This is a genomic window from Nitriliruptor alkaliphilus DSM 45188 (genome assembly GCF_000969705.1).
Lineage (GTDB): Bacteria > Actinomycetota > Nitriliruptoria > Nitriliruptorales > Nitriliruptoraceae > Nitriliruptor > Nitriliruptor alkaliphilus.
In genome coordinates this window covers 588,297-601,291 of record NZ_KQ033901.1, presented here as the reverse complement: position 1 = coordinate 601,291, position 12,995 = coordinate 588,297, and the positions used below count along the sequence as shown (strand labels likewise).

Here is a 12,995-nt window from a genome sequence, read left to right as displayed (position 1 = left end):
GCCGTCCCCCTCACTCGGGGGCACGTCATGGGGCTCGAAGCGAGCGGAGCGCTCGAGGGTCGTCCGACACCGGACGGCGCACTCCGCCACACGGACGCACTGATCCGAGGGACACGCAGGGGTGGTTGCCCAGGGGGCGCCTCTGCCGGTCGCCCGGGGGTGGTCGCACCTGGCCGCCTCACGGTCCCGCGGGGAGCGAGTGGCGAGACCGGCCGTGAAGCAGGACGCGCGACACCGCGCAACACGACCGGAAGGCACCACCGTGGGGACCACCTTCTCGATCAGCCACCGCAAGGCGCACGGGCTGCGCCGCACGCTGATCCCCATCCTCGTCGCACTGTCGCTGCTGGCGTCCCAGTTGCCGTTCCTCGGGGCGGGCACGGCCGAGGCGGCCATCGGACCGTGGAGCATCGACGGCATCGTGCCGGACAGCACGCCGTCGATGCAGACCTTGACGGACCCCTGCAACTCCAGCAGCGATGACAAGCCGATCAACGGCAACAACTACAAGCTCAACAACATCCAGGATGCGGGCACCCCGGTCTTCGAGACGGGGAACGTCACCGGCAAGAGCGACCTCTGCAACATCTGGGTGGACCTGGCCACCCAGGGCGATGACGTCCTCCTCTACTTCGCCTGGCAGCGGTTCGCACCACAGGGCGCCGTGAACGTGTCGCTCGAGCTGCAGAAGGGGTCGCTGACCCCTGCGTGCACGGGCACCCCGGACTTCTTCAACGCCGGTGGGTGCAACCCGTTCGCGAACCGACAGGTCGGCGACCTGCTCCTCACCTTCGACTTCGACCCCGTCCCGGCCATGTACCTGCGTTCATGGACCGGCAGCGACTGGTCGGGCGCCACCGAACTGAACGGTAACAAGGCGATCGCGGCGGTCGACGGGGGCAAGAACGACACGCTCCGCGGCGAGGCAGCGATCAACCTGACCACGTCGGGCATCCTGCCGGGCGTGGGCCAGGAATGCGTCACCTTCGCGACGGTCCTGCCCTTCAGTCAGACCGGCAACTCGACGTCGGCCGAGCTCCAGGACGTCGTGCTCAACGGCTTCCCCGGCCCGTCGATCAGCAACTGCGGGCAGCTCGTGGTCCAGAAGGTGACCTCGCCGATCGGACTCAGCGGTCCGTTCCCCGTCGAGCTGAAGAAGGGCGCGTCGACGCTCGCCTCCTTCGACCTCGCCGCGCACGGCTCGTCGTTCGTCTACGGCGACACCGATGACGAGCCGCTGTTCGCGGGCAGCGACTACTCGCTGACCGAGACGGTCCCCACCGGCTGGGATGCCGACTACTCGGTGACCTGCACGATCGGTGCCGCCAACGCCATCGACGGCGACGGCAACATCACCGTCGCGGCCAACAGCACGACCACCTGCACCATCACCAACACCGCCATCGCACCGAAGATCACCCTCGTCAAGACGGTGAACAACCAGTTCGGTGGCACCGCGACCCAGGATGACTTCCAGGCCAAGCTCGACGGGACGAACGTCGGGTGGGACACGGCGATCGAGACCACCATCGGGTCGCACACCGCCTCTGAGGTGATGAACGTCAGCGGCTACACCGCCGGTGACTGGGGTGGTGACTGCGCCGCCAACGGCAGCATCACCGTCGGTCCGGGCGACGAGGCCACCTGCACGATCACCAACTCCGACGTCCAGCCCACGCTGACGCTCGAGAAGATCGTCGACAACAGCGCCGGTGGCACCGCCACCCAGGACGACTTCCAGGCCCGCATCGATGGCGCGGACGTCGACTGGGACACCGCCGTCGGCCTGAACGCGGGTTCGCACACCGCGTCGGAGTCGACGCTGCCCGGCTACGCCGCCGGCTCCTGGGGCGGTGACTGCGCGGCGAACGGCGCGGTGAGCCTGACGGTCGGCCAGAACGCCACCTGTGTCATCACCAACACGGCGATCGCACCGACGCTGACGGTGGTCAAGGAGGTCGTCAACGACTCGGGCGGCACGCTCGGGCCCGACGACTTCCCGCTGTACCTCAACGGTGCCTCGGTCCAGCACGACGACCCGAACGACGTGGTCGCTGGTGTCGAGTACACCGTGTCCGAGGACCAGCAGCCCGGGTACGCCCAGACCGGCCTGGTCTGTGAGGACGACGACACCGGCGTCGATGTCGGCCACCCGGTGACGCTCGACCTCGCGCAGTCGGTCACCTGCACCATCACCAACGACGACGTCATGCCAGGCCTCACGGTCGTCAAGTCCGTCATCAACGACGACGGTGGTGCGCTCGGGCCCGATGACTTCCAGCTGCGGGTCAACGGCGGTCCGATCGCCCACGGCGTGGCACTCGCCAACCCGCAGGCCGGTGTCGAGTACGACGTCACCGAGGACGACCCGACCGACCTCGGCTACGCGTACGTCAGCACGGTGTGCGTCGACGCCGGGACCCAGGAGGAGGTGGCCAACCCCGTCACCCTCGCCCTCGGTCAGGCGGTGGTCTGCACCATCACCAACGACGACATCGCACCGACGGTGACCGTGATCAAGGAGGTCATCAACGACGACGGTGGCACCGCCGGGATCGCGGACTTCACCCTGTACCTCGGTGAGGACGAGGTGACCAGCGGCGCGAGCAGCACCGTGACCGCGGGCGTCGAGTACACCGTCTCCGAGGACCTGGTCGACGGCTACGAGCAGGTGTCGCTCACCTGCACCGACGCCGACGAGAACGACCTCGGGGCGACGTTCACGCCGGAGCTCGCGCAGGACATCACCTGTGTGATCGTCAACGACGACATCGCGCCGACGGTGACCGTCACCAAGCTCGTCATCAACGATGACGGAGGCAACGCCGGGCCCGCTGACTTCACGCTCCTGATCAACGCCGACGAGGTCGTCAGCGGCGAGAGCAACGATGTCGTCGCCGGCACCGAGTACACCGTCTCCGAGGAGCTGCTGGACGGCTACGAGCAGATCGCCTTCAGCTGCACGGACAGCGACGAGAACAGCCTGGACGCCACGTTCACGCCCGAGCTCGCTCAGCACATCAGCTGCGTCATCATCAACGATGATCTGCCGAGCGGCATCACGCTCACCAAGGACGCGGTGATCGACGCCGACGCTGACGGTCAGCGGGTGGTCGAGGTGCTCGACGGGGCCACCACGACCATCACGTACCGCTTCGTGGCGACCAACACCGGGCAGACGACGTTGACCGACCTCGTGCTGGTCGACGACAAGATCGGACCGGTCATGCTCGCCGTCGACACCCTGCAGCCCGGGGAGTCGACCGAAGCCTTCGCTGACTACACGATCACCGCTGCGGACATCGCGGCGGGCCGGGTGGACAACGTCGGCACGGTGACCGGGACCGACCCGTTCGGCAACGAGCGGGACGCTGAGGACGACGAGACCGTCAGCATCGTCGAGGTGCTCTCCGCACAGCCGGGGATCGGCCTGGTCAAGGAAGCCCTCGTCGATGCGGACGAGGACGGGCTCCAGGTCGTCGAGCACACCGACGGTGAGGACACCGTCGTGCGCTACCGGTTCACGATCTCCAACACCGGGAACACGACGCTGACCGACATCGCGCTCGTCGATGACAAGATCGGTCCGATCGACGTCCCGGCCGGGACGACGCTCGAGCCGGGCGAGTCGACCGTGGTCGAGGCTGACTACACCCTGACGGCCGCGGACGTCGCTGCCGGTGAGGTGGAGAACCTCGGCATCGCGACGGGGACCGACCCGAGCGGGACGGAGGTCAGCGCCGAGGACACCGCGTCGGTGGACATCGTCGAGGTCCTGGTCGTCGAGGTGAAGCCGGCTGTGCTGCAGCGGACGCTGCCGCGCACCGGTGTCGAGGGTGAGCGACTGGTCGCGCTCGGGGTGCTCCTGGCCTCGCTCGGTGCAGCGGCCCTGCTCCTCACGCCGCGCCGCCGCCGGTCGGCCTGACGGCTGACCGACGCCTGACGCCACGGAGGCCCGGTTCCCCACACGGGGGCCGGGCCTCCGGCGTTCAGCGCGGGGGGAAACGACCGGTCGCGGCCACGGACACGACCGCGTGTCGCAGCCGGGCGATGACCTCGGGACTGAGGCCGTCCTCGGCGTGACCGAACCCGGCGGGTTCCTGCCACAGCGTGGCCGGGCCGGCCGCCGCCGCCACGAGGTCGTCGGCGTCCGACGGCGGGAAGTAGGCGTCGTCGGCGCCGTGGATCACCAGCAGCGGTGCGGAGACCTGCGCGACCATCTCCGCCGGGTGCGGCGGGGAGCGCCACGCCGACGGGCCGGCCAACCGGATTCCCAGCGCGATCCGCAGGCCAGCCCGGGCGGCTGGCCGGTGCCACACCGTGTGCAGCCGCCGGAGCGCGTCGGTGTCGGGTACCTCGCGGAACCACGCGGGCGCCGAGATGGCCACGACCGCGTCGGTGTCCGCACCGAGCGAGGCGGCGTGGAGGGCGGAGGTGCCGCCCATCGACAGGCCGACGGTGACCACGTGGCGGTGACCGAGGGCGCGCAGCCACGCGAGCCCCGCGGCGACGTCCTGCACCTCGTGGTCGCCGAAGGTGCAGGTCCCGCCGGACCGACCGTGCCCGCGCATGTCCAGGGCGAGGACCGGGATCTCGCGTGCCAGGCCGTCCGCGAGGCGCGCGTACGCAGGCTTGCGACGGTTGGCCGCGAAGCCGTGGAGGAGCAGCACGGCGGTGGGCGACGACGCCGGACCGGGCAGGTAGCTGCCCGCAAGCCGGGTCCCGTCGGCGGCGACGAGGCGGGTGCGTGCGTGAGCCGAGGCGTGGCCGCCGACCACGCCGCGGGTCTCGAGGTAGCGGCGGAACGGACCCCGCCGTGGGCCAGCGCGAGAGGGTGCGGGACCGTCGTCGGACGGTGGCGGTTGGACTTCGGGGGTCACCATCTGCGACGATCCCCTCGGCTCGCCCCGGCAACGTCGCCGCCTCGCCCGGACCTCGACGTGTGTGCGGGGCGTCGTGCGTTTCGGACACCACCACCCCAGGGGTGTGGTGATGGCGGCCACGAGGACGGCACCGCGGTGCCACGACCAGGAGAGCGCGGGTGCACCTGCTGGTGCTCACCGACCGCCCCGGCGGGGGCAAGTCGTTGCTCCCCGCCCTCGAGTACCTCGACCACAGCCTCCAGGACGCGCCACTCGCGTCGGGCTCCCTGCTCGGGCTCGGGTCGTGCGACGTGGTGGTGGTCGACGCCACCCAGGACCTGCGGGAGGGTGCGGCCGCGTGCCGCGCCGCGTCCGTGCACGACCTCGACAAGCCCGTCCTGGTCGTGATGTCGGAGGGTGGACTGGCGGCGCTCAAGTCCACGTGGGGGTTCGACGACTGGTTGCAGCCGTTCGCCTCCCCGGCCGAGATCGAGACGCGTCTGCGCCTGGTGCGCGAGCGAGCCGTCGCCTCGCAGCCGCAGCGCGCCGCCAACGTCGGGGACCTCGTCGTCGACGAGGACAGCTACCAGGTGCGCCTCCGTGGCCAGCCGCTCGACCTCACCTACAAGGAGTTCGAGCTCATCAAGACGCTGGCGAACGCACCGAACCGGGTGTTCACCCGCGAGCTGCTCCTGCAGGAGGTCTGGGGCTACGACTACTTCGGTGGGTCGCGCACCGTCGACGTCCACGTGCGGCGGCTGCGCGCCAAGCTCGGTCCCGAGTACGAGCAGATGATCGTGACCGTCCGCGGCGTGGGCTACAAGCTGGTGCCGCCCGGCTCGCGTGTCGAGCGTGGCCCCGTCGACGCCTGAGGCCACGCGCACGCGGGCACCATGGTCAGCCTTCATCGAAGCCTGCGGGGGGCTCGACCTCGAACGGTTCGCCCCAGTCGCGGTAGTCCCAGCGCTCGGTCTCGTTCGCGTACAGCTCCGGCACCGATGTCACCTGCTCGACCCTGACGGGGAGGTGGTTGGCGTCGATCCAGATCTCGAACGACTCGGTGATGACGCCCTCGAAGATCTGCTCGGGCGACCCGGTGTACCCCCAGCTCGGACGTCCGTCGATCTCTCGCGTGCCGATGGGGGTGTAGCCGGGGGAGGTCGCGAACCTGGCGCGGGTGCCCTCGAGGCCGGTCGTCGCGATGGCGAGCTCGACGGCCATCGTGACCGCCATCTCGAGGGGTTCGTCGGTCGGTCCCGCCTGGATCCAGCCGACCGCTGTCTCCATCCACCCGGTGTCGCCCAGCACGATGATGCGGCCGGCCGGGTCCTCGATGGTGCCGTCGATGGCCAGCTCGGGCGCGACCGCGACGTCCCACCGGTCGGTCGACAGCGAGGTGGTCCGCGTCAGGTGGAAGGTCCGGGCGATCTCCATGGCGGCGACGAGGCAGTCGGCGAACACCTCGCCCTCGACCACGCGGTCGGGATCGAGGAACCGGTCGCCGCAGCCCGGCGGTAGCTGAGGCCCTCCGGGGCTGTCCCCGTCGCCATCGTCGTCGGTGGCCGTGTCGGCGGCGTCCTCGTTGGGGTCATCGGCGGCGGCGTCGCTGGCCGTCTCGTCGGCGAGCGCCGCGTCCTCGACCGGTGGACCATCAGCCGCGCCTCGGTCCGGATCGGATCCCGTCCCCACAGCGCAGGCCGATGCGGCCAGCGCGAACGTGGCGAGAGCGATGTGGACGCGTGATCGTGGACGCAACGGACCCCCATCCGGACGCGCCGAGGCCTGGTGGGCCACGACGGAAGGGCCGACACCGTAGTCCGACCCGTCCGTCCGGGCTGGCTCGCGGTCACCGAGCCGACCCCCGCAGCGTGCGGCCGAGGGCCACGTCCTCCCAGCGGGTCGTCAGGCCCTGGGAGGTGTACAGGCGGACCGCCCGTTCGTTCGCGCGGTCGACCCAGAGCAGCACCTCGTCGCAGCCGACGTCGGTGAGGTGAGCGAGGCCGGCGTGCAGCAGCGCTCCGCCGAGTCCCGCGCCCTGCCCGTCCGGATGGATGGCGAGGTTGTAGACCTCGCCGACGGTGGCCGACCGGCGCTTGAGCCAGTGCATGCCGAGGATGCGCCCGACCTCGTCGACGGCGACGAGCAGGTCCTCGTGTCGGAACCAGTCGAGCGCCGCCCGCTCACGGAACCGGGGCAGGTCCCACCCGCCGTCGGGTCCGGCGCCGTAGGCCGCGGCGAGGACCGCGACGATCCCTTCGTCGTCGAGGTCCGGACGTGCGGCACGGATCGTGATGCCGGCGGGCGGCGGCGCGGACGGCTCCGCGACGGGGACGGGCAGGTGGCGGCCGAGGACCGCCAGGCGCCGGTCGATGCCGTAGCCCTCGTCGGTGGCGCAGCTGACGTCCTCGGCGGTCGCATGCCGGATCCAGACCTGCAGCCGTCCGGCCGCGTGCTGCCAGGCGAGACCTTCGAGGCTGGCCAGCAGCACCGACAGGACCGGACCGCACGGGGTGTGCTCGCGGGAAACCGCGACGTCCCCGACGGCGGTCAGGCCGGGGGTGTGCGGCAGCACGACGCCGGCGTAGCCGACGGCCACCTCGCCCCGGCGCGCGAGGACGGGATGCCAGTGCGCCGCCCGTTCGTCAGTGGTGTGCAGGGCACGCAACCGGTGGCGCTCGGCCTCGTCGACGAGCGGCACGAGGGCGGACGCCTCGGCGGCGTCGAGCAGCGCGATCGCATCCTCGACCGCCGCTGTGTCGGTCCAGCCGTCGTGCCCGTCGCCCCCGCTGAGCACCCGGCCCACCACGTCGCCTCGCTCGGCGGCGATGTCGTCGTGCAGGCGCAAGCGGGACCCTTCCGGTGGTGGGCGGGACCGCGGCGTCGGTCGGTCACCGCGCGCGAGGCTAGGTGCGCCCGGCTCGGTTGGCGCGTCCGACCGCCCCCCGTTATCCTTCGCCGGCGCTGCTCGGTGGGCGCGCTCTCCAGCAGGGGCCGCTAGCTCAACTGGCAGAGCATCGGACTTTTAATCCGCTGGTTGCAGGTTCGAGTCCTGCGCGGCCCACCGTTCGAGCAGCACCGCAAGACCACAGGGACCTGTGGAGCAGTCAGGAGTGCTCGCCACCCTGTCAAGGTGGAGGCCGCGGGTTCAAATCCCGTCAGGTCCGCGTCACACCGCCCCGCACGCGAGGCGGCGCACGACACAACGGCCGGTCGATCGCACCACGGTCGACCGGCCGTCGCGCATCACCCCGCCGACCGGTGGGATGGGGCGCGACCATCGCGGTCAGGTAGCTCAGTTGGTAGAGCACACGACTGAAAATCGTGGTGTCGGCGGTTCGACCCCGCCCCTGACCACCCACCCCGTTCGGGCCCCCGGAGACATCCAGGGGCCCGAACCGCGCTCTCGGGCCCGCGTCTCGACGGCGCGCGGCGTCCTCGATCGCTGAGGTCGCGGGCACGTGGAACCGATCGGGTCCCGCAGGCGTCATCACGGGCGCCCCTCCGTGCCCTCGTGGGGGAGCTTGATCTGCCGGTCAGCGGCCACGGGGGTCCTCCTCACGCCAGGCGTCGAGGCGGTCGGCCGCGGGGGCGGGGAGGGAGACCTCGAGGGGGCCGCTGTGCCCGGCGAGATCGGCGCCGACCCGTTCGGCTGCGGAGCGTCCAGCGAGCACGCATCCCGGTTCGGCGGCGAGGTCGCCGACCAGTGAGGGGTGCACGTGCCAGAACGAGACGGCCGCGCGCTTGCGCAGCCGGCCGGCGAGCTGTTGCGCGTCGTCGTGCCGCAGGTGGTGGCGCCGCTGCGAGAGGCGCGAAGCTGACATCGGTCCGGGCTGCTTGCCGGCCAACAGCCGCAGCAGCACCCACGCGGCGGCCGGGGAGAACGGCCGCCCAGCGGGACGGCCAGCGGCGCGGACCTGTTCGCCTCTGGACCGTCCGCGTGCCGGGCACGACGCGTTGCTTCAGCGCCTTCGACCCATGACCGGCGCCATCGTCCCCGATCCTGGTCCTGCCCACAGCCACTCTCCGGTGACGTGGGCGAGCACGTCAGGTGCGGGGACTGGGCGGCTGAACAGGTAGCCCTGGAGGTAGTCGCACCCGAACTCGGTCAGCCGCTCGACCTGGGAGGGGTTCTCGACACCTTCGGCGGTGGTGAGCATCCCGAGGTCGTGGGCCATGGTGATCGTGGATCGGATGATCCGCTGGGTGTGGCTTTCGCCCGGCGCGAGTTGGTCGACGAAGCTGCGGTCGATCTTCAGCAGGTCCCAGGGGAACGCCGCGAGCCGGGAGATGGATGACCAGCCGGTGCCGAAGTCGTCGATCGCGAGCATGATGCCGAGATCGTGCAGGGCGAGCAGGACGTCGTAGGCAGGTTGGTGTGCCAGTGCGGTCTCGGTCATCTCGAGCCAGAGGCGATCGGGCGTGGCGCCGACGGCTGCCAGTGCCGTGGCGACCGTGTCGGGCAGCCGGCTGTCGGCGATCTGGTTGGCGGAGAGGTTGATGGCGACGGGTGGAGCTGAGCCCAACTCGTCCGACCACCTGGACTGTTCGGTGAGCGCCTGGGCGAGCACGCTCTCGAACAGCTCGCCGATGGCTCCCATGTCCTCGATGGCGGGCATGAACCGGTCGGGGGTGAGCAACCCGGCGGTCGGGTGGTGCCAGCGGGCCAGTGCTTCGAAGCAGACCACCCGGCCGGTCAGGGCGTCGATCTCCGGCTGGTAGTGGCAGGTGATCTGCCCGTCCTCGAGTCCGCGCTCCAGGTCGGACTGGACCAGGCGGCGGTCGCGGTCCCGGCGTTGGAGGTGCTCGTCGAAGCGGTACGCCTGTGCCCGACCGAGATGTTTCGCGTGGTGCAGGGCGGCATCTGCGCCGCGGAGGGTGAGTTCAGGATCGTCATCCGGTGAGCCGTCTGCGATCCCGATCGAGATCGGTTGGGTGATGACGCTGCCCGTCGACAGGACCATGGGCCCGGACGCACTCTCGATCAGGCGTCTGGCGAGGGGGAGGATGTCTGCTTCGACGACGTGGAGCACGGCGATGAACTCGTCGCCGCTGGAACGGACCACGAGGTCTCCGGGGCGAACGGCGCGCTCGAGGCGACGTGCGATCTCGATCAGAACCTCGTTGCCGGCCAGGTGACCCAGCCCGTCGTTGACGAACTTGAAGTGATCCAGATCAGCGGCGAAGACCACCACGCGCCCCGAGGGCCACGACGCGGTGTGGCCCGTCAGGTACTCGATGAGGTAGCGGCGGTTGGGCAGCCCGGTCAGGTCGTCGCGGTAGGCCTGACGTGTGAGCTGACGTTGGACCTCGGTGCTGTCGCTGAGGCCCTCGACCACCGCAGCGAGTACGAACACCGACAGCGCCGCGCCGAGCAGGAAGACCGGCAGCAGCACGGCACCGGCGTCATCGAGGGCCGCCACGAACGGGCCGGCGCCAGTCACGGCGTTCCAGGTCGCCACCTGAGTCATGGCGAACACCGCGAGCGCGGCCCCTCGGATCCCGAAACGCAGGCCCGCCCAGGTGAGCATCGGGAAGATCAGGTACGGCAGCCCGGTGGCGAGCGGCCTATCCGCGTCGGCCAACGTGACGAGCCCCACCGCCAGGAGTGTCACGAACAGCGCCCCGACCTCTACCGGGTGCCGGGCGAGACCGCGACTGCGCCACGCGAGCAGTAGCGGCGCGAGGACGAGCACACCGAGAGCATCCGAGAGCAGGTAGCTCGGCCACACCTGCCAGAGCGCGCCGACGGGCCCTTCCGTGCCCCACGACGAGCCCAACGTGCCGATGGTCGCGGTCACCGACGGCCCCGCGAGCACCCCGAAGCCCACGAACGAACGCAGGTGGTGCAACGGCGCGAGCAGCCCGTCCGGGTTGCCAGAGCGGCGCAGCAGCGTCGCGCCGACCAGGGGGCCGACCGAGTTCGCGGCCACCCACCACAGCGACGGAACCAGCGGGAACCCCCACGCCAGGTTGCCGGCCAGTTCGGCCACGGCGACACCTGCGACCACCCAGCCCCAGCGACGTGTGGGCAACAGCAGCAGCACGGCCAGACTCAGTCCTGCGCCTGGCCAGAAGACCGGCTCGAACGCCCCCGGGGCGTGCAGCCACACCGTGGCCTGCGCGAGCCCGCCGTAGGCGACCGCCATCGCGACGCAGACCAGCGGACCCGCCCAGTCCCGCCGAGACACGGCGGCGAGATGGCCCGAGCTGGAGCTCATGATCTCCCGTTAGCAGTGGGGATGGCGGTGGAGGTCTGATGGTGCTCGGAACTCGAACCTCCTCGGAACGGATTAGATGGTATTGATTTTCCGGAAAGATGCTACCTTCTTCAGTGTGTACACGTGGACCTTCTTGACGACCCATGGCCGGACGATGCTCTTCATCGCCCGGCACCCTGACGCGCGCCTGCGCGACATCGCCGAGAGTCTCGGTGTGACCGAACGCACGGTCACGACGGCCGTACGAGACCTGGTCGACGCTGGCTACCTGACCAAGCACCGTCAGGGGCGCCGGAACCGCTACGAGGTCCAACGGGACGTGCCACTGCACGACGCTCCCGGGGGCGGCCGCACCGTGGCCGATCTCATCCGTGCGCTCGGCGACCTGGAACCCAGCCCGGATGCAGACGGTGCGTGACCGCAGCTCCCGTCGGCTTTTCAGCCGTCGAACCACCCCGTGGGGGCCGGGGACTCGTTGCGGTACACGTGCTTGGTCTCGCAGTACTCCTCGAGCCCGAGCCGACCGAGCTCGCGGCCGCTGCCCGACTGCTTGAACCCGCCCCACTCGGCGTGCGGCAGGTAGGGGTGGTAGTCGTTGATCCAGACCGTGCCGAGCCGCAACGCCCGAGCGACCGCACGCGCCCGGTCCGCATCGGCGGTCCACACCGCTCCGGCCAGGCCGTAGATCGTGGCGTTGGCCCGGCGGACCACCTCGTCCTCGGTCGCGAACCGCTCGACGGTCACGACCGGCCCGAAGATCTCCTCTCGGACGACATTGAGGTCGTCGTCGCAGTCGACCAGCACCGTGGGCAGGTAGAAGAAGCCACCCTGGAGGTGGTCGTCGTCCGGCGGACGACCACCGAGAGCCAGCGTGGCGCCCTCGGCCACACCTCGCTGGACGTGGCCGTCGACCTTGTCACGGTGTGCGGCCGAGATCACCGGGCCCATCTGCGTCGCGTCGTCGAACCCGTTCCCGAGCCGGATCTTGGCGGCGCGGTCCACCAGGGCGTCGACGAACCGGTCGTGCAGCGGCGCCTCGACCATGAGCCGCGCCCCTGCCGAACACACCTGGCCCGCGTGGACGAACGCCGCCGTGAGCGCGTTGTCGACGGCGGCGTCGATGTCCGCGTCGGCGAAGACGATGTTCGGGTTCTTGCCCCCGAGTTCGAGCGCGACGCGCTTGACGTTGACCGCGGCCTCGCGCATCACCATCTTGCCGGTCACCAATCCGCCCGTGAACGAGACCAGATCGACGTCGGGACTGGCCACGAGTTCGTGTCCGACCGGCTGCCCGGCGCCGAGCACGAGGTTGGCCACGCCAGCGGGTAGGTCCAGTTCGTCGAGCAGTTCGAACAGCTTGCTGGTGGTCAGCGGCGTCAGCTCGCTCGGCTTCGCCACGATCGTGTTGCCGGCGACCAGGGCGGGGGCCAGCTTCCAGGTGAGCTGGAGCAGCGGGTAGTTCCAGGGACAGATGAGGGCACACACGCCGACGGGCTCGCGCGTCACGATGCTGGTCACCGAGGGTCGCGGCAGCGCGATCGCACCCGGGGCCTCGCCAGCGCCGATCTCGGCGTAGTAGCGCAGCACGGCGACCGAGTCCTCGATGTCCGCGTGGCTCTCAGCGACCGTCTTGCCGGTGTCGAGCGTCTCCAGTCGCGCGACCTCGTCACGGTCGCGCACGAGACCGGCCGCGAGTCCGCGGAGTACCTCGGCACGGCGCGCCGGGTCCGTGTACGACCACCCCCCGTCGTCGAACGCCGACCGGGCTGCCGCGATGGCGGCGCGGACGTCACCGACCGAGGCCTCGACGGCACGGTCGATCACCTCGCCGGTCCCCGGATCGGTGACGGGGCGCCGCTCGGTGTCGTTGGTCCGCCACGATCCATCGATGTACAGCCCGCGCATGTGTGCTCCT

Annotated in this window: 9 protein-coding genes and 3 tRNA genes; 6 read left to right on the top strand and 6 right to left on the bottom strand. The window is 70.7% G+C overall.

Features of this window, described 5'->3' with window-relative positions:
• The first annotated feature begins 262 nt into the window (after window positions 1-262).
• Window positions 263-3,925 (top strand): DUF7507 domain-containing protein, encoded by a 3,663-nt coding sequence (locus NITAL_RS02820; RefSeq protein WP_052664543.1) that lies wholly within the window; start codon window positions 263-265, stop codon window positions 3,923-3,925.
• A 64-nt stretch (window positions 3,926-3,989) separates the two neighbouring features.
• Here NITAL_RS02820 and NITAL_RS02815 read toward each other — a convergent pair whose 3' ends face one another.
• On the bottom strand, window positions 3,990-4,883 hold the full coding sequence (locus NITAL_RS02815; protein ID WP_083441158.1) for an alpha/beta hydrolase: 894 nt from the start codon (window positions 4,881-4,883) through the stop codon (window positions 3,990-3,992).
• 158 nt (window positions 4,884-5,041) lie between these two features.
• On the opposite strand from NITAL_RS02815, the gene NITAL_RS02810 reads away from it, so the two are divergent.
• Window positions 5,042-5,734, top strand: coding sequence for a winged helix-turn-helix transcriptional regulator (locus tag NITAL_RS02810; protein WP_052664541.1), 693 nt, complete (start codon window positions 5,042-5,044; stop codon window positions 5,732-5,734).
• A 25-nt stretch (window positions 5,735-5,759) separates the two neighbouring features.
• Here NITAL_RS02810 and NITAL_RS02805 read toward each other — a convergent pair whose 3' ends face one another.
• Window positions 5,760-6,551 carry a hypothetical protein gene (locus NITAL_RS02805; RefSeq protein WP_157041579.1) on the bottom strand — a complete coding sequence of 264 codons (792 nt, stop codon included), beginning with the start codon at window positions 6,549-6,551 and terminating at the stop codon, window positions 5,760-5,762.
• 157 nt (window positions 6,552-6,708) lie between these two features.
• Window positions 6,709-7,707 (bottom strand): GNAT family N-acetyltransferase, encoded by a 999-nt coding sequence (locus NITAL_RS02800; protein WP_052664539.1) that lies wholly within the window; start codon window positions 7,705-7,707, stop codon window positions 6,709-6,711.
• 143 nt (window positions 7,708-7,850) lie between these two features.
• On the opposite strand from NITAL_RS02800, the gene NITAL_RS02795 reads away from it, so the two are divergent.
• The 3 genes from NITAL_RS02795 (at window position 7,851) to NITAL_RS02785 (ending at window position 8,216) form a co-directional block, all read left to right on the top strand.
• Window positions 7,851-7,923, top strand: a tRNA-Lys gene (locus tag NITAL_RS02795).
• Window positions 7,924-7,951: 28 nt separating this feature from the next.
• Window positions 7,952-8,026: transfer RNA gene (locus NITAL_RS02790), tRNA-Asp, on the top strand.
• A 117-nt stretch (window positions 8,027-8,143) separates the two neighbouring features.
• Window positions 8,144-8,216 (top strand) — tRNA-Phe (locus tag NITAL_RS02785).
• Window positions 8,217-8,395: 179 nt separating this feature from the next.
• Here the strand turns inward: NITAL_RS02785 and NITAL_RS02780 are convergent.
• Together NITAL_RS02780 and NITAL_RS02775 are read right to left on the bottom strand one after the other, a co-directional pair.
• Window positions 8,396-8,683, bottom strand: coding sequence for a hypothetical protein (locus NITAL_RS02780; protein ID WP_157041578.1), 288 nt, complete (start codon window positions 8,681-8,683; stop codon window positions 8,396-8,398).
• Between the two features lie 138 nt (window positions 8,684-8,821).
• The gene (locus NITAL_RS02775) at window positions 8,822-11,080 is read right to left on the bottom strand and encodes a putative bifunctional diguanylate cyclase/phosphodiesterase (protein WP_083441156.1); all 2,259 of its coding nucleotides are present in this window, start codon (window positions 11,078-11,080) and stop codon (window positions 8,822-8,824) included.
• 115 nt (window positions 11,081-11,195) lie between these two features.
• Here NITAL_RS02775 and NITAL_RS02770 point away from each other — a divergent pair, with 115 nt between their 5' ends.
• Window positions 11,196-11,498, top strand: a complete 303-nt coding sequence (locus NITAL_RS02770) for a helix-turn-helix transcriptional regulator (protein ID WP_052664536.1) — start codon at window positions 11,196-11,198, stop codon at window positions 11,496-11,498.
• A gap of 20 nt (window positions 11,499-11,518) precedes the next feature.
• Here the strand turns inward: NITAL_RS02770 and NITAL_RS02765 are convergent, their stop codons facing one another.
• Window positions 11,519-12,985 carry an aldehyde dehydrogenase family protein gene (locus NITAL_RS02765; protein WP_052664535.1) on the bottom strand — a complete coding sequence of 489 codons (1,467 nt, stop codon included), beginning with the start codon at window positions 12,983-12,985 and terminating at the stop codon, window positions 11,519-11,521.
• Window positions 12,986-12,995 lie beyond the last annotated feature (10 nt).

Bases quoted from the DNA above. Each gene is read 5' to 3' on its own strand.
- NITAL_RS02780 (WP_157041578.1), bottom strand. From the start codon at position 8,683: ATGTCAGCTTCGCGCCTCTCGCAGCGGCGCCACCACCTGCGGCACGAC.
- NITAL_RS02815 (WP_083441158.1), bottom strand. From the start codon at position 4,883: ATGGTGACCCCCGAAGTCCAACCGCCACCGTCCGACGACGGTCCCGCA.
- NITAL_RS02775 (WP_083441156.1), bottom strand. From the start codon at position 11,080: ATGAGCTCCAGCTCGGGCCATCTCGCCGCCGTGTCTCGGCGGGACTGG.
- NITAL_RS02765 (WP_052664535.1), bottom strand. From the start codon at position 12,985: ATGCGCGGGCTGTACATCGATGGATCGTGGCGGACCAACGACACCGAG.